This is a genomic window from Microcoleus sp. N9_A2, assembly GCF_036701775.1.
Lineage (GTDB): Bacteria > Cyanobacteriota > Cyanobacteriia > Cyanobacteriales > Microcoleaceae > Microcoleus.
Genome location: NZ_JAUBRH010000035.1, coordinates 21,392 through 41,216, shown reverse-complemented (window position 1 = coordinate 41,216; position 19,825 = coordinate 21,392). Strand labels below are relative to the sequence as shown.

At 47.0% G+C, this 19,825-nt stretch carries 16 protein-coding genes; 6 read left to right on the top strand and 10 right to left on the bottom strand.

Annotated features, from left to right (window positions below):
- Nucleotides 1-44 precede the first annotated feature (44 nt).
- Nucleotides 45-1,667: an NB-ARC domain-containing protein gene (locus QUA44_RS19340; protein ID WP_333255660.1), complete on the top strand. Its 1,623-nt coding sequence runs from the start codon at nucleotides 45-47 to the stop codon at nucleotides 1,665-1,667.
- Between the two features lie 67 nt (nucleotides 1,668-1,734).
- Here QUA44_RS19340 and QUA44_RS19335 read toward each other — a convergent pair whose 3' ends face one another.
- Nucleotides 1,735-3,465 carry an NAD(P)H-quinone oxidoreductase subunit 4 gene (locus tag QUA44_RS19335; RefSeq protein WP_333255662.1) on the bottom strand — a complete coding sequence of 577 codons (1,731 nt, stop codon included), beginning with the start codon at nucleotides 3,463-3,465 and terminating at the stop codon, nucleotides 1,735-1,737.
- Nucleotides 3,466-3,685: 220 nt separating this feature from the next.
- On the opposite strand from QUA44_RS19335, the gene QUA44_RS19330 reads away from it, so the two are divergent.
- Together QUA44_RS19330 and QUA44_RS19325 are read left to right on the top strand one after the other, a co-directional pair.
- Nucleotides 3,686-3,832 carry a hypothetical protein gene (locus QUA44_RS19330; RefSeq protein WP_333255664.1) on the top strand — a complete coding sequence of 49 codons (147 nt, stop codon included), beginning with the start codon at nucleotides 3,686-3,688 and terminating at the stop codon, nucleotides 3,830-3,832.
- Nucleotides 3,833-4,256: 424 nt separating this feature from the next.
- Nucleotides 4,257-4,454: a hypothetical protein gene (locus tag QUA44_RS19325; protein WP_333255666.1), complete on the top strand. Its 198-nt coding sequence runs from the start codon at nucleotides 4,257-4,259 to the stop codon at nucleotides 4,452-4,454.
- A gap of 412 nt (nucleotides 4,455-4,866) precedes the next feature.
- Here QUA44_RS19325 and psbA read toward each other — a convergent pair whose 3' ends face one another.
- From psbA to QUA44_RS19290, 7 genes are all read right to left on the bottom strand, one after another.
- Entirely contained in the window at nucleotides 4,867-5,949 is a 1,083-nt protein-coding gene (gene psbA, locus QUA44_RS19320) for a photosystem II q(b) protein (RefSeq protein ID WP_333309864.1), read from the bottom strand.
- Nucleotides 5,950-6,134: 185 nt separating this feature from the next.
- On the bottom strand, nucleotides 6,135-6,911 hold the full coding sequence (locus QUA44_RS19315; protein ID WP_333255492.1) for a DUF6816 family protein: 777 nt from the start codon (nucleotides 6,909-6,911) through the stop codon (nucleotides 6,135-6,137).
- A 254-nt stretch (nucleotides 6,912-7,165) separates the two neighbouring features.
- Nucleotides 7,166-7,570 carry a ChuX/HutX family heme-like substrate-binding protein gene (locus QUA44_RS19310; protein ID WP_333255493.1) on the bottom strand — a complete coding sequence of 135 codons (405 nt, stop codon included), beginning with the start codon at nucleotides 7,568-7,570 and terminating at the stop codon, nucleotides 7,166-7,168.
- A 120-nt stretch (nucleotides 7,571-7,690) separates the two neighbouring features.
- The gene (locus tag QUA44_RS19305) at nucleotides 7,691-8,644 is read right to left on the bottom strand and encodes a PhoH family protein (protein WP_333255495.1); all 954 of its coding nucleotides are present in this window, start codon (nucleotides 8,642-8,644) and stop codon (nucleotides 7,691-7,693) included.
- A gap of 372 nt (nucleotides 8,645-9,016) precedes the next feature.
- The gene (locus tag QUA44_RS19300) at nucleotides 9,017-9,505 is read right to left on the bottom strand and encodes a KH domain-containing protein (protein WP_333085049.1); all 489 of its coding nucleotides are present in this window, start codon (nucleotides 9,503-9,505) and stop codon (nucleotides 9,017-9,019) included.
- Nucleotides 9,477-9,761, bottom strand: a complete 285-nt coding sequence (rpsP, locus tag QUA44_RS19295) for a 30S ribosomal protein S16 (protein WP_333255498.1) — start codon at nucleotides 9,759-9,761, stop codon at nucleotides 9,477-9,479. Before rpsP ends, QUA44_RS19300 begins: the two co-directional genes overlap by 29 nt.
- Before the next feature lie 81 nt (nucleotides 9,762-9,842).
- On the bottom strand, nucleotides 9,843-11,177 hold the full coding sequence (locus tag QUA44_RS19290) for a D-alanyl-D-alanine carboxypeptidase (protein WP_333255500.1): 1,335 nt from the start codon (nucleotides 11,175-11,177) through the stop codon (nucleotides 9,843-9,845).
- Between the two features lie 351 nt (nucleotides 11,178-11,528).
- On the opposite strand from QUA44_RS19290, the gene plsX reads away from it, so the two are divergent.
- The 3 genes from plsX (at nucleotide 11,529) to fabD (ending at nucleotide 15,186) form a co-directional block, all read left to right on the top strand.
- Nucleotides 11,529-12,578 (top strand): phosphate acyltransferase PlsX, encoded by a 1,050-nt coding sequence (plsX, locus tag QUA44_RS19285; protein ID WP_333255502.1) that lies wholly within the window; start codon nucleotides 11,529-11,531, stop codon nucleotides 12,576-12,578.
- A gap of 323 nt (nucleotides 12,579-12,901) precedes the next feature.
- The gene (locus tag QUA44_RS19280) at nucleotides 12,902-13,903 is read left to right on the top strand and encodes a beta-ketoacyl-ACP synthase III (protein WP_333255504.1); all 1,002 of its coding nucleotides are present in this window, start codon (nucleotides 12,902-12,904) and stop codon (nucleotides 13,901-13,903) included.
- Nucleotides 13,904-14,304: 401 nt separating this feature from the next.
- Entirely contained in the window at nucleotides 14,305-15,186 is an 882-nt protein-coding gene (fabD, locus tag QUA44_RS19275; RefSeq protein WP_333255506.1) for an ACP S-malonyltransferase, read from the top strand.
- Nucleotides 15,187-16,119: 933 nt separating this feature from the next.
- Here fabD and QUA44_RS19270 read toward each other — a convergent pair.
- Together QUA44_RS19270 and QUA44_RS19265 are read right to left on the bottom strand one after the other, a co-directional pair.
- Nucleotides 16,120-16,596, bottom strand: coding sequence for a cyclic nucleotide-binding domain-containing protein (locus QUA44_RS19270; RefSeq protein ID WP_333255508.1), 477 nt, complete (start codon nucleotides 16,594-16,596; stop codon nucleotides 16,120-16,122).
- A 122-nt stretch (nucleotides 16,597-16,718) separates the two neighbouring features.
- Nucleotides 16,719-19,763 carry a HEAT repeat domain-containing protein gene (locus QUA44_RS19265; RefSeq protein WP_333255510.1) on the bottom strand — a complete coding sequence of 1,015 codons (3,045 nt, stop codon included), beginning with the start codon at nucleotides 19,761-19,763 and terminating at the stop codon, nucleotides 16,719-16,721.
- Nucleotides 19,764-19,825 lie beyond the last annotated feature (62 nt).

Genomic DNA, 19,825 nt, shown 5'->3' with positions numbered 1-19,825 from the left:
AATATAATATAAGGTAGATTTTTAGTATAGGCGAGATTCCTACCTTGACTACTCCGATTCCTCAAAACTTTGTGCAAACGATCGCCAAACAGCGCGGTGTCACAGATGCCGAGTTAGAAACTGTGTTTATGGCTCTCGACGGTCAATCTACAGCGACGATCGCCACAAAGCTTGGCATTAGCGACATCGCCGTTCGCAAAAGACTCGGCGAAGTTTACAAAAAGTTTCAGATCGGGGGGAACGGCCCTGGAAAGCTTTCGGAATTGAGGCATCAGTTGCTGTTTTCATACCACATCGATCAGGGAACAAGCGATTTTAGTGGAGGTAAAGGCTCTCTATTAAAGATGGCCATCGGACACCGACAGGAAGATTGGGGTCAAGCACCGGATGTTTCGGTTTTTTACGGACGGACTGAAGAATTAACTACTTTAAAGCAGTGGATTGTATCAGATAATTGTCGCCTAATAGCGCTGCTTGGTTTGGCTGGTAGCGGCAAAACAACTCTGTCGGTGCAGTTGGCAAAACAGGTACAGAATGAGTTTGATTTTGTGATTTGGCGATCGCTGCGATCGACACCCGCACCATTCGACTTCCTAGGGAGCTTAATTCAACTTTTTTCTAACCAACAAAAACCCGATGTACCCATCGACCTCAACAGCAAAATTTCGCGATTGGTCGAGTATCTGCGGAAACACCGCTGTCTGGTAATTTTAGACGATTTTGAAGCGGTTCTCAGACCCGAAGAATTAGCGGGACACTACCGCGAAGGCTACGAAGGATATCGAGATTTAATTGTGCGGCTCTGTGAGGTCAATCACAATAGCTGTTTAGTGCTAGTTAGTTCGGAAGAACCTACGGAACTGGCTTTGCTGGCGGGAGAAAAAGTGCGGTCTTTAAAACCTGCTATTTCCGAGGAAATAGCGCGGGAAATCTTCCAAGAAAAAGGTTTGTCGCCTCAAAATCAAGAGTTGGAAATCTTGTTATCCCGGTACGGAGGCAATCTGTTAGCATTAAAGATTGTAGCGACAACAATTAACGAGTTTTTCGAGGGAAATATTTTAAAGCTTTTGGAAGCAACGGCGTTATTTATTGAAGAACATATCAGCAATTTGCTGGCACAGCAGTTCGATCGAATCTCTAGTTCAGAACAAGAGATTGCCTACTGGATTGCTATTGCTCAAAGCCCGATTTCCCTGACGACTTTGCGAGAGCAGATGTTTGCCAATTCATCGCTTTCAGATTTGCTAAAAAATCTCGATTCTCTGGGTCGTCGCTCGCTGATTGACAAAATTAGTGAGGGCGGGGAAACAGTTTTTATGCTTCAGCCTTTGATCGTGCAATATGTGACCGACAGATTAGTCGATCAGATTCGAGGGGAGGTTTTGGAGACGGTTAAGACCCAAGGAATAGAAAGAATGCGGCTGTTGAAAACTCACAAATTGAGCATCAACATTGCTAAACGGAAAGGGGATAAAGGCGAACCAAGTAGCTCTATTTTAGCATTAGTAAAAAATCGGTTGCAAGTGTTGTTTGTGAAGACGACAGGCTCTGAAGAACCGCTAAATATCTTGAAGAAAATTGCCTCTGATCTGGAGGATAAATCGATTCTTGAGGTGGGATATGCTATGGAGAATCTGGCGCAGATTATTTCAGAAATTCAGCGATAAAAAAAAAGCGATCGCCCTTTGACAAAAGCGATCGCCCAATTTTCAACACAAACAGAGTTCGATAAAATTATTTGACAATGCCAAAAACCGATGCAGATTCAGATCCTGTAATTTTGTCCAAAGCAGGCGATTTTTGAGCTTGGGCAATTTTGGGAACCAAAAGTTGATTCGCATAAATCCGAGGATTTTGTTGAGCAATTTGGATGTAAGATTGGCGGACTTCTGCGTTGACTGCGACAGTCTTCGCATCGTAGACTTGCATCGCCATGTTGGGATAAAAACCAATGCCGACAATCGGTATCAAAAAGCAAAATGCGATCGCCACTTCCCGAGGTTTAGCATCAATAAACGGTGCATCACCAGGCAAAACGCAACTATTACCAAAACAAACCGCTTCATCCAGATTGTTTCTCTGATTCTGCAGATTTAGATCCTCAAGGTCGCAAGCAGCTAGGGTGCCACAGTTGTAAAATAACTGTCGCAGCATCGAGAGCAAATAAATCGGCGTCAAAATCAGTCCTACTGCCGCCAGGAACACTGTCACGGCGCGGAAAGAACCGCTGTACATATCGCTAGTTGCGACGCCCACAAACACTGACAGTTCGCTAGCAAAACCGCTCATTCCGGGGAGTGCCAAAGATGCCATCGCCCCTGCGGTAAACAAGGCAAACACTTTCGGCATGACTTTCCCAATCTCGCCCATCTCGTCCATGATCATTGTATGGGTGCGATCGTAAGTAACGCCAGCCAGGAAAAACAATACTGAGGCGATTAAACCGTGGGAAATCATTTGCAACAGCGCCCCGTTGATTCCCAAATCCGTGAAGGAAGCAATACCCAACAACACGAATCCCATGTGAGAAATCGACGAATTCGCTAAGCGGCGCTTCATGTTCGATTGGCCAAAGGAATTCAGCGCGCCGTAGATAATATTGACCACGCCGAGCACCGCCATAATCGGTGCAAAGTAAACGTGTGCTTGGGGAAGAAGTTCCAAATTCAGCCGAATCAATCCGTATCCGCCCATTTTCAGCAATACGCCGGCCAGAATCATCGACACGGGAGAAGATGCTTCGCCGTGGGCATCAGGTAGCCAAGTGTGGAAAGGGAAAATCGCCAGTTTCACACCGAAGGCAATCAGCAATCCCGCATAAAGCAGTAATTCTAAACCCAGTGGGTAGTCCTTCAAGCCTAGTTCTACCATGTCGAAGGTGGGGGTGCCTCCGCCGTAGAATGCCATTGCTAAGGCAGCTATCAAAATAAAGATGGAAGCGCCCGCAGTGTAAATCAAGAATTTGGTAGCTGCGTAGCGGCGGTTTTGTCCGCCCCAAATCGAGATTAGCAGGTACACCGGAATTAGTTCTAGTTCCCAGACAATGAACAGCAGCATGATGTCTTGGGCGACGAACACTCCTATTTGTGCGGAGTACATCACCAGCATCAGGAAGTAGAAGAGTCGTGGCTTGCGATCGACTTCCCAGGCTGCAAAGATTGATAGTGTCGTCACCAATCCCGCCAACAGTACCAACGGAACTGACAGTCCGTCAACCGACACAGACCAGTTGAGGCCTAAAGAAGGTATCCAGGAATATTGCTCGACGATTTGGAAAGTAGAGATACTTGGATCGTAATGAGTCCAAAACACCCAGCACATTAATACAAAATCTGCAATACCTACGCCTAGGGCATACCAGCGAATGGTTTTGCCGTCTGTATCCGGCAGAAAAGGGATGGCGAGGGAAGCTAGCAGGGGTAGGATGACAATTGCGGTCAGCCAAGGAAATTGATCCGCTATCATAGTGAGAATAAATACTTAGTTGGAAGTTACCAAAATTATAATACTAAATTTAATTAAAACTTAAGATTTATTCATAAATATTTTTTATATCGAGACAAATGCGGAGGATGATATCACGAATTGCTACACACGTCAATTGATTTTCGATTTTCGATTTTTGATTTTCGATTCAGGACTTACGCACAAAAAAAATATAGCGTTTTGTAGGCGCAATCTGCCTGTGGTTGCGCCTACTCTGGTAGATGGTTGGTTGACATACCCCAGCTATCGAGGCATGGGGATTCTTTCTTCTCAGGGATTCCGACGAATTTACTTGCAAGAAAGCATCACAGGCGGTATGCCCTACGGCTGCAAGTCCTCTAATTAGGGTTTTAGGCTTTTTCAGCAAACCCTATTTAGCAGAATATAAAGATTATGGCAAATTTTTCAAACAAATTGCCACCTCATCTCACCAGAGTTGCTTAATCCTCCTAAGTTGGGAAAAACCCAGAGAAATCACAACTTTAGAAGGAGAAAACCGACCCACTCGCACCTTACACCTCAAAGGCTTAGGAGAACAAGCAGGAGAAATATTCAAAGAAAAAGGATTAACAAATGAGGAAAACTGGTCGGAAGTAATCACCCTTTATCAAGGTCATCCTTCCTGGTTAAACATCTTCGCTTCAACAATTGTAGAATTATTTGACGGGAATGTAGCCGGGTTTTTAGCCAAAGAAAATGATATCTATTTAGGGGACATAGAACCCCTATTAGAATCTCAACTAGAGCGTTTATCGGAATCAGAAAAAAAGGTGAGCCAATGGTTAGCAAGTCAAGATGACGCGGTAGATATTTCCCAACCACCAGCCGATCGCGAATTATCCCAATCTGAATTGTGGCAAGCCATACAATCCCTGGCCCGACGCGGTTTAGTCGAAAAAGTACAACTAGGAGCGCGATCGCTCTTTCTGCTCAATCCCGTATTCAAAGCTTACATTAAGTGCAGATAAAATATCATACAATATATAATATTTGATGGATAGACAAACCGCAGATACAAAGTAGATAAACACAGATAAACGCCGATAATTTCAAGATAGTTTCTGACTTTTTCAATCTTGTCTAATGTAAGGGCAAAGCATGATTTTTTCAATCGCGCTTCTCAACTACAACGATCGCATAAAAGCATTCAGCGCATCATATTGATCTGCCATCCGCGAATAAAACTCGATCGCAAGGACTTACCCATCAGACCAAAGAAACCGGGTTTTTTAGCTAATCTGTGGACTACAACGAAAATTTTTCGTAAAAAACCCGGTTTCTGACCACCCGTGCGTAAGTCCTAATATAAATACAGGATTTTCCCCAAACAAAAAGCGCCCCTATTACTAGGAGCGCTGTTTGTCAATCTCAGACTAAAACTTAGCCATTGATAGAAGGAGCAATCATTGCAACTGGGGTGACTTCACCAGCAGCCAAATCAAGCGGGAAGTTGTGAGCATTGCGCTCGTGCATTACTTCCATACCCAAGTTAGCGCGGTTGATGACATCAGCCCAAGTATTGATGACACGACCTTGAGAGTCGATAATCGATTGGTTGAAGTTGAAACCGTTGAGGTTAAATGCCATCGTGGAAATACCTAAAGCGGTAAACCAGATGCCGACAACTGGCCACGCACCTAACAAGAAGTGCAAAGAACGGCTGTTGTTAAAGCTGGCATATTGGAAAATCAAACGACCGAAGTAGCCGTGGGCTGCAACGATGTTGTAGGTTTCTTCTTCTTGACCGAATTTGTAACCGTAGTTCAAAGATTCGGTTTCGGTTGTTTCGCGAACCAAAGAAGAGGTAACGAGAGAACCGTGCATGGCGGAGAACAAAGAACCACCGAAGACACCAGCAACTCCCAACATATGGAAGGGGTGCATCAGGATGTTGTGCTCAGCTTGGAACACGATCATGAAGTTGAATGTGCCGGAGATACCCAAGGGCATACCGTCAGAAAAGCTGCCTTGTCCGATGGGGTAAATCAAGAATACTGCGGTGGCTGCTGCAACTGGTGCAGAGTAAGCGACGCAAATCCAAGGACGCATACCTAAGCGGTAGGACAGTTCCCATTCACGACCCATGTAGCAGAATATGCCGATGAGGAAGTGAAATACTACCAATTGGTAGGGGCCGCCGTTGTACAACCACTCATCGAGGGATGCTGCTTCCCAAATTGGGTAGAAGTGAAGCCCGATGGCGTTGGATGAGGGAACAACTGCACCTGTGATGATGTTGTTACCGTACATCAAGGAACCTGCTACTGGTTCACGGATGCCGTCGATGTCCACTGGTGGGGCTGCGATGAAGGCGATGATGTAGCAGATGGTGGCGCTCAGGAGGGTGGGAATCATCAAGACTCCGAACCAACCTACATAAATGCGGTTGTCGGTGCTTGTGACCCACTCACAAAAGCGTTCCCAGACGTTGGCGCTTTCGCGCTGCTGTAAGGTTGTTGTCATGGTTTTATGATTGCTTTATTTGGTTGTCAATGTTCGGATGATGTTTCTATTATTAACGGTTTTGTTAATGTTTGTAAAGGGGTTGAGCGACAGTTAAACTGATAGAAGTCATCAGGAAAGCTGATGAAAGGAGAGAGGGGCGAACAAGGTCGATCGTTGCTAGGTCGATCGAGATGACAGCTTAATTATGCCCGCACCAACTCCAACCGATATCGGTACAGAGCCACAGGATGCCCCCCAGCCGCAAAATAATCCGGGTCTTGCGGCGACAAATAAATTGCTGTCACCTGATCGGCCTCAATTCTTTTACTCGCAGAATCTCCATTTTTCCCGCTTGCAACCACTCGATAAGCCGTTGTAGTTTCCACCTCGTTTAAATAAATATCAGACTCTCCTCGAAAAATCTGCTGAGAAATCTCTGTAGACACAAACTCGCGAGGATTCGGCGTCTCAGTTCCCCGACTGGTAACAATCGAAATTAATTGGCGTTCCCCTTTCAAAACAGTAATTTGGCGGTTGGGATTTGTCGGATCGACTTTCACCGAAACTACGCCACGATCGCCTAAATAAGCCTTGGCAATATTCAAACCGTTAAAAGTGCGATCGGCTACAATCTTTTGAGCCTTTTTAAAGGTATAATTAGAAATCAACCCAAAATTTTTTTCAGGTTTAAATCGCACTTTAAATAATACCGGCTGCTGCAAATACTGGCGGTTGCTTTCAAACCCTGGCGTGACAATATTTGGCGCTAAAGGAGCGGCTAAATCTACCAAAGTGCTCGCAACATTCCAATTACCCGCCATCCAGTCGGGATATACCAAATCTCCCTTAGCGACAGCGATAGGAGGCTTGCTTTCCCAATTGGGAAAACTTGATATGCGATCGCCCAAAACGCCCGATCTCGCAACGCCACCCCACAGCAGTAACACCAAAACCAGACAAAAACCCCAAATTACCTTCATACCCAATTACATTCAAACAACTAACCTGATATTTCTCTTTATCTTCTTTCTCTCTTCGGGGCGTTCTCTGCGCCCTCTGCGCTTCATTAATTCAAAAATTAGACAACAAATCAGTTAAACATCATATTTTATACCATTTTCATAAACAGGCAAGATGCCTGTTGCACAAAAATAAATGTTCTGCTTGTGGGGAGTAGGGGTTGGGCATCCTGCCCACCCCCAATATGCAATTTAAAGGTGGAAAAGCCTATTTTTTAAAGCGCCTCAACAGGTGCAGGTTCCCAAACCTCCCCGTATTTTTCCTTTAATTCGTGCCAATTTTCTACCTGTCCCGGTTCGTATTCCCCCGGTTTTCCCCACTGCAAAAACGCGCTCAAAGCAGCCTCATTTTGCTCGTCGAGGAAACGAATTGCATAAGTTGTAAAATTGCCTCTTTTCGCCTCCCCAGTCTCGAACTTCACCTGTTTGATTTTGTCGATATTCAGGTGAAATTCAAATATTTCGGCGTGCATATTTGCATATTTACCCTTCGGCAACTCCGCATAAAACAGCTTGTGAATTGATCCGCGCACTTCCAGCACAGCCGCGCTGCTAGTCACGATCAAACGCAGTGTTCCCAATTTTTCGCAAGCTTCTAAGAATTCTTTCAGATTAGGCATAATTTGGGAATTAGGAATTGATAATTGGTAATTGGGAATTGGTAATTGGTAATTGGTAATCACAACCCAAAACACCAAATAACTAATAATACCCCATGACAACTGACAACTGACAACTGACTATTTTTCGTGCAGTTCGTAAGCCGCAACAATCCGCTGTACTAGCGGGTGTCTCACCACATCCGCCTGATTGAATTCGCAGAAAGCAATGCCCTCAACGTTTCCCAGTATTTTTTGGGCAACTGACAATCCCGACTGTTGGTTTGGTGGCAAATCTGTTTGAGTGATATCGCCCGTCACTACCATTTTCGATCGAAAGCCGAGACGAGTCAACACCATTTTCATTTGAGCAGGCGTTGTATTTTGAGCTTCGTCCAAAATTACGAAAGCATTGCTTAGAGTGCGCCCTCGCATATAAGCTAACGGAGCTACTTCGATCAGGCCTCTTTCCATTAAATCGGCCATTTTTTCGGGGTCGATTATTTCTTGGAGGGCGTCGTAAAGCGGACGCAAATAGGGATCGACTTTTTGCTGCAAATCTCCCGGCAAAAATCCTAATTTTTCCCCAGCTTCTACGGCTGGCCTGGTTAAAATCAGCCGTTCGTACTGCTTGCTTAACAGCGCTTGTACAGCGAAAATAGCTGCTAGAAATGTTTTGCCAGTACCCGCTGGGCCGATGCAAAATGTCAGGTCGTGGGTGCGTACTGCTTGGACGTATTGCCGCTGCTTGAAGGTTTTGGCTCGAATTTCTTCGCCGCGGCGGGTTTTGGCGAGTACGTCTCGTTGCAAGTCTTGCAAATCTTCTTGGCGGTTGGTATCCAATGCGTAGCGCGCTGTTTGGATTTCTACTCCGGTGATGGTTTTGCCGGATTTCCAATAGTCGGAGAGCGATCGCACTAATTTATGACACAATTCTACTTGGCTTTTTGTGCCGGAAATCAGCAGTTCTTGCCCTCGCATAACCAGGTTAGCACCGGTTTGCTTAGAGATAATTTTCAGGTTTTCTTCTTGATTACCGGCCAGCGACATTGCGCTTTGAGTGCTCGGTAACTCTATTGTTAGTTTTTCATTCATGCCAACATAAGCTCCTCCAAATAAGCAATTAAAATTTAACAACTAAGCGTTAAACGACTCACTATTTGCGAACAAAAAAACGCCAGTTACTAGGTTTTACCTAGTATCTAAGGCGTCTTTTAGATTTAGCCCAAATGAGTTTGGTGCTTGAGGCACAAATCAAATCTCCCTTCTATTAAGTCAGGCAATTTTAGATTTTAGAGTGGAAATTTTAGATTTTAGATTAACCTGATGCCGCTGACATTTGAAATTTAAAATTTTACATTTGTGTCCGATCGCAAAATCGGCAATTTCAAACTAAACGCGGCTTGTAATACACAGTCTACAACAGGCAATCTAAAATCTAAAATTCTTTCTTAGCTCTGCAGTTAGTTAATAACCGGGAGTATTTCTGCTCGTTCTAAACGTAGGTGTGTTAGTACGGCGAGGTTGTTCTCTCGGAGTTCTGCTAGCTAAGGGACTCGGCGACGGAGGTGGCGTCCGGGGTCGGAAGTCGCCTCGCGGCTCCCGCGAGCCACGATCAGGGCGGTCGCGATCAGGGCGATCGCGATCGCCCCTGGGCGGGCCAGATCCACGATCGCCCGCTTCACCATCGTATATATCTAAGTAGAGGGACTGACCCGCCGTCTGCGCCACCGCTTCCAGCGTAGTTCTAATTGCCTGAATATTGCGTCCGCCCCTACCGTAAACCCGGCCTTTGTCGGGATCTTCAAAAGCAAGCCTAACCCAGACCCGCGATTGGCGCGGGTGCAGTTCGCAATCAACCCGCAAAGAGCCTGGGGTCTCTAAAAAAGGCCCAATTAAAAACTTAACCAGTCCAGCGTAGTTGGGACTAGCTGACTGCTGTTGTGCTGGATTCAACGTTGGCTCCGGCTCCGACTTGTTCAAATACATGGGCTTTTCTGAGGATGTCACGCACGGTGTCAGTTGGCTGAGCGCCTTCTTGCAGGCGCTTGACAATCGCTGGAACATCCAGCCTGGTTTCATTATTTCTCGGGTTGTAAAAGCCGAGCTCTTCTAGGGGACGGCCGTCGCGGCGGGTAGAACTGTTCATCGCTACAATCCGGTAGCTTGTCTCGCGTTTTTTCCCGTATCTCTTCAATCGCAGTTTGATCATCTTCTTGCACAATAGTCTTGTTCCAATTCTAAGCTATTTTGTCAATGCTCCTTCCCCGAACCCCAACTCAACCCGTATTTCTTAACCTCCGACCAAAATATCGCTACGATTTGCTGCCCCCAAGGCAGGTCTGGCGCCGTCAATGTGCGGTGTAATTGCTAGTGGCAAAATCGATGCTGTTCCCCATTGCTGCACCAATTTTTGCAAAAATATATCTTGCTGCGCTCTCAAAGAGTCCCAATCGGTGCCGCGATTAATAATTGCAAACCAAACTAAACCCCGATCGCGCGTGGGTATGGCTCCAGCCAAAGCAATCACCGTGTCCAAAGTACCAGTTTTCACCACAGCCGATCGCGGAATGTGTCGGTGTTCCAAAGTTCCTCGATCGCGCCCGGACACCGGAAACAAGTCAGCAACTGTCAGCCCAGTCGTCTGAAGGTTGCGTCCGATCGCCTGCATCATCCCACAAGCCGCCCTCGGAGACATCCGATTTTCCACTCCCAATCCCGAACCGTTAATTAATTGAAGTTCCTCCTCCGGCACCCCCGCAGCCCAAGTCGCTTGCTGCTGCACTATTTTTGCCCCGCCCAAATCGTCGGCCAGCATCTGAGCTATTTCATTATCGCTGTGGACGTTCATCTGCTTCAGAATTTCGGCTAAAGGAAGCGATCGGCGCTTCAGCAACAAATGCCCCGAACTCACAAATTTCTCAGCAATGACGCTGCCGGCCACCGTTACTTGCGGCTTTCTAGTTCCCGGAGCCATCTTAGAATACATTGCCACCACATCCTTTGGCCAACTGCTCCCGTCGAGGGCTTGCCGCAGTATGTCCCCCGCCACCAAAGGATCGGACTCGTAATTCATGCGGAAATTGCCTGTCACCACCAAATTTCCCGCCACACGATTGATACCCATTTGATTGAGAGCATTGCCAACAGCGATCGCCTCCTCCCACACAAACAGCGGATCGCCCCCGCCGCTGACCACCAAATCTCCCTGCAATACACCATTGGTAATCGGCCCCGTTGCTCGGAACCGCGTTTCAAACTGATAATCCGCGCCCCAAGTCTCCAGCGACGCCAGAGAAGTCGCAATCTTAGTCAGCGAAGCCCCAGGCATCAGCGTCTTGCCCTGCTGACTTACCAGTGGCACCATTCCCGCTTGCACCCAAATTCCCTGATTGCCCTCAATCAAGTTCTTGTCTTTCAAATCTTTTAAATATTCCCGCACCGTCGCTTCTGCAGGCAAGTCTGAATTAGCCACATCTATTCCCCCAAAAGCCAAATCTTCTGCCACCACTAACCCGGGTATCCCTCCCCGCCAAGCCAGCACTGACGCAGCATTAGGCGCGGCACTGCGTACCCCAGCCATGTCCAGCCACAGAGATATGATTCCTGAGCTAAATAAATCCAGCATTTTTTACTCCTAAAGTCAATCGATTTGAGATTTTAGATTAAAGAATTGAAGAAAGCGCTCCCACTGATAAATCCGGGGGCTTGTGATCAGGATGGGGAGCTTTTTATCGCTCCACGGATGAATCCGGCGTTACCGGACTAAAGTGCTTGCGGTCATGTAAACTATTTCATTGATTTTTTCAATATGCCGTCAAAAATAGTAAAGTAGTGACAAAACAAGTTCTATCAGAGTAGTCGGAAATAAGAATTGTCCGATCACTAGGGCGAGCGGATTTTAGTTCTTTATTCAGACTTCTGGATTCACGCTCCTGACTTCCTGGTAGAATTTTTAGTGTTTCTCAAACATTGGTCAATGGGATCGACACGCGCAAGAATTGCAATAGACGCTATGGGTGGGGATCATGCCCCCGCCGAAGTTGTAGCTGGAGCGCTTAAGGCACAAGAAGAATTAGGCGTAGAGATTTTGCTCGTGGGCGACCCGCAGCAAATAGAAGACTCGCTCCGGCAACAAGACGCGATCGGCCGCGTCTCTACAGGTCAGCTAGAAATCGTTCCTTCTGAAGGAGCGGTGGAAATGCACGAAGAACCTTTAAGTGCCCTCAAACGCAAGCCCAAGGCTTCGATTAACGTAGCGATGAACTTGGTGAAGCAGCAGCAAGCTGATGCTGTGGTGTCCGCCGGTCACTCCGGCGCGGCAATGGCTGCTGCCCTGCTCAGGTTGGGGCGGCTCCCTGGCATCGATCGCCCTGCGATCGGTGCGGTTTTGCCGACAATGGTATCGGGCACTTCTGTACTCATTCTAGATGTCGGCGCTAATGTGGACTGCCGCCCCAAATTTTTGGAGCAGTTCGCTCTTATGGGAACTATTTACAGTCAGTGTGTGCTGGGTGTCGCCGAACCTAAAATCGGCCTGCTCAACATTGGCGAAGAACCTTCTAAAGGCAACGACGCAGCGGTGCGAACCCACCAGTTATTGGTGGACAACCCGAACATTCCTTTTGTGGGCAATGCCGAAGGCCGCGACGTGCTGTCGGGGAAATTCGACGTGATTGTCTGCGACGGATTTGTCGGCAACGTGTTGTTGAAGTTTGCCGAAGCGGTGGGCGAAGTCGTAGTCCAGGTGCTTAAGGAAGAGTTGGTCAAAGGACTCCAACATCAAATTAACGACCCTATGCTGCAAAAAAGCTTGCAAGGATTCAAGCAGCGGGTAGACCACGTTGAACACGGCGGCGGTTTGCTATTGGGCGTTGCTGGAGTTTGCATTATCAGCCACGGTTCGTCTCAAGCTGCCTCGATTTTTAATGCCATTCGTTTGGCGAAGGAGGCTGTTGACAACCAAGTGCTGGAGCGGATTCGATCGTCCAATCAGCAAAGCGCTCTGGAACAAGAAGCTGTAAATTAGAGGCAGTAAGTTGACAGTTGACAGTTGACAGTTGACAGTTGACAGTTGACAGTTGACAGTTGACAGTTGATAGCGACCTCTACCTGGAAGGAAGAGGATTGGAGTAATGAATAGTCTTCTTCTAATTTCTCCCGATCAGGGAGAGGCTTTAAACCAATTCTTTCTGGTAAGTAGGAATTAAAAATTAAAAATGTAAAATTAAAAATGTCAGCTTAAACCAACTGTTTTGCTTAAAAAAAGTAATTTCAGCAGTTTAAAAAATAATTTTAATTGGTAGTTTTTAATTTTTAATTTCTCGATCGAGCGCTCATAAATGGAGAGGAATGTTGCAGCAATCAGGGTTCGGAATTGCCGTCACAGGTAGCGGTTCTTGTATACCGCAGGTTTCGCTTGATAATAACGGTTTGAGTCAGATAGTAGAAACGAATGACGAGTGGATTGGGGCGCGAACGGGCATTCGCTCCCGCAGGCTGGCGGACGATCGCACTTCCTTGTGCGATTTAGCGTCCGAGGCATCGCTGCAGGCGATCGCAATGGCAGAAATTTCGCCGACAGATATCGATTTGATTATTTTGGCAACCTCAAGTCCTGATGATTTGTTTGGCACTGCCAGTAAAATTCAATATCAGTTGGGCGCGACAAAAGCTGTGGCTTTTGATTTGACAGCAGCTTGTTCGGGCTTTGTTTTTGGTTTAGTTACAGCCTCGCAGTTCATTCGGACAGGGGTTTATCAAAATGTTTTGCTGATCGGAGCAGATATTTTGTCTCGCTGGGTGAATTGGTCGGATCGGGGTACTTGCATTCTCTTTGGAGACGGTGCAGGTGCGGTGGTATTGCAAGCTTCCGAAGTCGATCGCTTTTTGGGATTTGAAATTCGCAGCGACGGCACGCAAAATTCGTCTCTCAATTTGGCTTACAAAGCCGAGTCAAAAGAATTAATTGAAGGCGTGAATATCGGAGTAGGCGGATTTGGGCCCATCACAATGAACGGTCAAGAAATCTATCGCTTTGCCGTGAGAAAAGTGCCGGAAGTCATAGAAAAAGCTATGTTTCGGGCAAATATTAGCGCTGCTGAAATTGACTGGCTGTTGTTGCACCAAGCCAATCAGCGGATTCTGGATGCAGTTGCCCAAAGGCTAAAGATTCCCCCCGAAAAAGTAATCAGCAATTTGGCAAATTACGGCAATACCTCAGCGGCTTCAATTCCCCTTGCCTTAGACGAATCCGTGCGTCTGGGTACAGTTAAAACGGGCGATACTATTGCTGCGGCTGGTTTCGGTGCAGGTTTGACTTGGGGGGCGGCGATTTTTCAATGGGGAAGGTAATATTTGGCTGCCGGCTGTAAACTTGCTCCGGTTATTGTCGGGAGTTCGATCGAGTAAAATACAAATCCTTTAACACGCCATACATAAGGCAAGGTTTGCAGCGGTGGACCACCTGGACAGCAGTTATTGACAAGCGTGTGCTGAAATGGAAAATCCTCTATTCTTCGATCGACTTTCCCCTGCTTGAAGCTTGAAAATTGTGCTACGGCTATTAATCAGATTCAAGTAGCAAAAAAAATAAACCTGGTAAAAATCGCAGTTAGATGTTATAATTATGAGTCGCGAGTAGATAGTTCGTTAACAGAAAGATAGCGGATACCAGCGAGCGAACTTAGAAGCGGGAAAGAAAGAATTTTTGCAATCACCAATTAGCAACCACCAATTAGCAGATTACCGGAAAAATGACTAAAACAGCATGGGTATTTCCCGGACAAGGTTCCCAGGCGATCGGGATGGGTGCAGACTTATTAAACTTGCCAACAGCCAAAGCCAAATTTGAGCTCGCTAAAGAAATTTTAGGCTGGTCTGTCCCGGAAGTTTGCCAAAAAGAAGAAGCAAAACTATCTCGGACTCTCTACACTCAGCCTTGCTTGTTCGTAGTAGAAAGTATTTTGGCCGACTTAGTGCGAGAAAAAAGCGATCGACCAGCGGTAGTTGCAGGTCACAGTTTAGGAGAATATGTTGCCCTTTACGCAGCAGGCGTCTTTGACTTTGAAACCGGATTGCGCTTAGTCAAACGCCGCGCCGAACTCATGGACACTGCCTCCGGTGGGCAGATGGTGGCTTTGATCGGGTTCGACAGGCAGGAACTAGAATTGCAAATTCAATACAGCCGAGATGTGGTGCTGGCAAACGACAACAGCGAAGCACAAGTCGTGATTTCTGGAACGCCCACAGCAGTAGAAGATTTGCTTGCCAAAATCAAAGTCAAACGCGCCGTTAAATTGAATGTTTCTGGTGCGTTTCACTCTCCCCTGATGGCATCAGTGGCGGCAGAGTTTCAACTAGCGTTAAAGTCTGCAAGGTTTTCCGATGCTAAAATGCTGGTACTCTCGAACGCAGAACCGTCAGCCACTACCAGCGCAGCCACTTTAAAGCAGCGGTTGAACCAGCAGATGACCAAAGGTGTGCGCTGGCGAGAAATTTCCCTGCAATTGCCACAACAAGGAATCGATCGCGTAGTGGAAATTGGCCCCGGCAAAGTTCTCACAGGTTTGATCAAACGGACTTGTCCGGATTTAGCGCTGGTAAATGTTAGCAGTTTTGCAGATTTGCCCGCTTAATCTATGTTTAACCTGTTATTCAACGGCAGGTTAGAAAATTGAGAGTTAACAGGGCAAGTTTTGGATGGGTTTATAGGCGTGAAAATTGGTTAATTGCCCATGACTGCTGTCGGGAGTGGGTAGCATCTATGATGAATTTAGTTCCCATTCGCAATTAGCAGTCATTTTACCAGAGGGGCACAGAGCTATAAAGCAGATAGAGCAACCACTTTAGCCTCGTTCTCGCCCCCTGAAGCGGTTAGGTTTAAGCACTGTCGTTATGGTCCGTCTGCACAGAGAATCATGGAAGGAAACCACCACGGAAATTCAATTCTATCTGAGCAGTTTAGAAGATCAGGCTAAACGACACAACCAAGTGATTCGTTCTCATTGGACTGTGGAAAATAGTTTACATTAGGTGCTAGATGTCACCTTCAATGAGGATGCCAGTCGGACTCGGTTTGGTTAGCCCCCCCCAAATCTGAGCTACCTCCGTCATTTAAGGTCAATTTACTCAAGCAGGAGCCGTCCAAGATGAGTTGAAAAATGAAACGTTATAAAGCTGGTATAGATAATGACTTCCTGATTCAAATCCTCAAAAGTAGTGTGAGTGAGATTTGAGCGGGTCCTAATGCAAGCAATACTTATCATAATCAATAGCCAGAATAGATGATGGAGATTAATCAATGAGGTAGAACCCCAATTTGGTGGTAGCAGGCTATCACCAACCTACCAAATTGGGGGGTCTTACTTCACGAGGATCTCTTGAATGGTGGTGTCAATTTTTTGAATAATTTCCCGCTCTTAGGTATCTCTATTAAGATGCGATTACCCTGGCATTGTGTAATCTACCAGATAAATTGTGCGTATTCGTAATCGCTATTGGCAGCTGACAAAAGATAAATTGTGCAGAATTACCGATCGACTAAAAACACAATTCCCAATTCCCCAATTTCATCGCATCTCAGGAACTCTCAGAGTCTCAGTAGGAGGCATAATTGCCTCTTTAGCATTCAACTTTTGATTCAACTCCCGAATCCGGCGCGACAGCAAGCGAATAATATTCACAGCAATTCCCGGCGTTTCATCAATCGCATCATATAGCTGCATTTGAGTCAACATCAAACACTCGGATTGTTCGAGAGTAGAAATAGAAGCCGATCGAGGTTCTGCATCAAACAGCGACATTTCCCCGAAACAAGCCCCCGCTTTCAACTCTGCCAAATCCCGATCGCCTATATGCACCCGCACCGTTCCCGATACCAAAATATAAAGAGACCGACCTTCTTGTCCTTCCGTAAAAATCCTGTGCTTGGAAGGAAACGAAAGTTCATCCATTACCGATGCTAGACGCACGAGAAAATCATCCCGCAGTTCCTTAAAAATCGGAACCTCCCTCACAAACAATAGGCGTTCGACGCTGGTTAACATAATGAGATGCAATGATTAATTTAAACTTAAAAAAGGGAACAAGAAGGAAAATAAAAACGGTTGACGGTTGACGGTTAACTGTTGACTGACAATAACAACTGCCAACTGACAACTGACTCATATTACCTTTTTCCCCCAGCACCCAACTCTGCCATCATCTCTTCAACTTGAGCGGACACCAAATTATCTGGGTCATTTTGCAGCCTCGGCAACAATTCGACCAAAGCCCGCGGCGAGGCTATTTTCAAATAGGCTAACACTGCTTCGCGGACAAAACCCGTCGGGTGTTGCAGACAGACAAGAGTTTGTTGAGCCGTAAGGCTCCAGCGCGCTTCTCTCGCCAAGTGAAAGCAGCAGGCTAAGGCCCAATCCGAAAGGAAGTGGCGCAATTCTAGCAAGCGGCGCAAACGATCGCTAGGGGCTAGAGGTTTGTAAACCATCAATTCCGAGAGGTTGCTCAATTTTTCTCTTTCCGAGTGTTGATCTAACAAATTGATGAGCGATCGCTTCCTAACTATATCCACAGTATTATCGAGAATTTCCAATCCCCTAGCAACCAAAGAAGGTTGGCCAGAAGCGATGTTGAAAGCAGCTGCTTGTACCGTGTCCAGCGGATAAAGAAACTTCATCAGCAAAAAACACCGCTCCCTAGCATCAGCTTCCAACCCCGCCAGAGCACGCTGCAACAATTGAGCCGGATCGTTCCCAGGTTCCCGGGCGCTGTTGGCTTCTCGCTCTGAGAAATTGCCGTAGCTTGTTACCCCAGACAAATCTACCAGACCTGCATAAATTTGACCGATAAACATCAACTCCTGTTCGATGAGAGTTTCCAAGCCGCTGCGGCCGATGCGGTCTAGAATTCCTTCTATCCCCGCTTCCGAAGGCATTTTCAACAGGATGCGGAGGATGTTGCGCCTCGTAGTTCCCCAAGTCGTCATCAGATTGCTGACCAAAATGTCGATCGCCTCCACAGTCCCAATTTGACCGAGAGCCGTCCAAGCTTGCAACCTGACCAAATCCGACTTGTGGATATCCTCAGCCAAATACACGAGCAAAGGAATAGCATCGTTGTGAAGTTTGACTATCGCCTGCAAAGCCGCTTCCCGAGTCGATTTGTAACCGAGTCCGCGCAGCAGCGAAGGATAATATTCTTCCGAATGAGTAGACGAAATCACGTCTAACAGAGCGCAGCGCACTCGCAGAGATTCATCTTGCAACAGATTGGGGATGTACAGCCGCAGTCCTTGCAAATAATCCGCTTCTCCCAGAGCCCGCGTCCCCATAACACGTTCTCGCTCTTGCTTGTGCGTCAGCATTTGCCGCAGGGTGTTAGTAGCCTCTGCCTTTTGTAGGCGATCGCCCCTTCTCATAATTAAAGCAGCCGCCGTACCCCGCACCACCGGATCGACGATCGGCTGCAAGTAAGGCCGCAAGCTCTCAATATTCGGTTCAGCTTCCGTCAGCCAGATGTAGCGCAAAGCCAAGGCCAGCACCTCCGGCGGCAAGGATTGCTGCGAGAGTGCGCGGACAGATTCTAAATATGCGGGGTTCGGGTGTTGCAGCATCGTTTCCAAGCTCTGGCGCTGCAAAACTGGCGGCAGCGAATCCAGGATGGGAGCCAGAACTTCTCCGACATTTTTGGGGTCAATTTGCGTCAGGAGTTCTATGCAAGAGCGCTTTTCATCTTCGCCCCCCGGCTTTTGTAGAGTTTCCACCACTGCGCGCTTAAGAGCTTTGAGGTCAACGTCGGTGACGCCCAAGCGTCCGCGTTCGGCACTTTTGACCAACAAACCCACGTATTGAGAGCGGATCAACCATACGACAAACACCCACAACAGTGCCAATATGACGATCGCGCCAATAAATATCAAGCTTTGCTGGTCGTGAAATACCTCTTCATCTTGCTGGGGGAGTATCTTGCCTGTCACGAAGAGCATAATCAGGATGCCGACTCCTGTAACTCCGCAGGACAAAGGTTCGCCCACACCGTTGACCAGAGTTTGAATTCCCGATCGAATATTGTCGGGAATCGGTTGGAATAAAACCGGGCTAACAGTTTCCAACAGCGTGTAGTGCAGCAGTTCGTCTAAAAATCTCAGCAATATCAGCCCGATGAACACAGATACTAGCTGGCCCAGAGATGCTCCTATGGTCAGCACCCCGAGTATCGCGAGGCCCGCCGGCAAAATCATCGCCGTCACGAATACACCGATTCTTTCCACCAACCGGCTCGAAGCGAACCACTGAGTCGCCACTTGAAACAGGCCTTGTATGCCTTCATAAATGCCCAGGAAGCTAGCGATCCAGCTAGCTCCGTCCCCCGGGTTTTGGTATTCTAGCTGGCTGTAGAATTGGAAATCTACCAGCACGTAGACGACTTCTGCGAGGATGAAGAAACTGACTAGAGGTACGGCGTATTTTTGAAGTGGGCCTGTAACTTTGCGGGCGGTAAATTCTTCTTGGTCGTCGTCTTCGTCATCATCCGTCCAGTGAGCGGTTTCCGGGAATGCTTGGCTGTATTTTTCCGTGAGGTAGTACAGCAACACCGAGCCTGTCGCCACCATCAACCCCGATATGAGGGTAACGTTTTTGAGTTTGACTACGTACAGCAAAACAGGCAGAGAAAATCCGCTGACTACTCCAGCGACTAGATAGCCGCTGCTGACTAGCGGATAGGTGCGCTTGATTTCTCTAATATTAAACAGTTGGTTGGAAGTGATGGAAGTGTTGAGGTCGTTCAGGACATAGCAAGCTTCCACCCACAGCCACATCAAAAAAATAGTAATAAAAGCAATGCTGACGCCAGCTATCTTAGTATTTTCGTAGCCGATGCCGAATCGAAACAAAAATAGCGGTATCGACATCATTGCCAGAACAACCACTACGGTGCGCCTTAGCGGCAGGATTTTTTGCAGCCACGAGTAGACAAATCCCAAGCCAGAACCGATAAACGCGCTGGCTATGTAAATCCAGGGCATTTTGTCTGCACCAAATTCATCTAGAAAAAGACCTACTGTGCTGAGTTCCAGCCAGATCAGCCCGACGGAGGTTAGAGTGTAGACGAGGAACATCAGTACGGTTCGCTCTACTTCTTCCGATCGCAGGTTGAGCGATCGTAGCACTCCTTGTCTTACTCCCGCCGAACCGCTGATTTGAAAATTTTCCATGCAGCGTTGATTTCCCTGTGTGGTAGCTTATTCCTGACTAAATTCGGAAGTCATCAGTTATC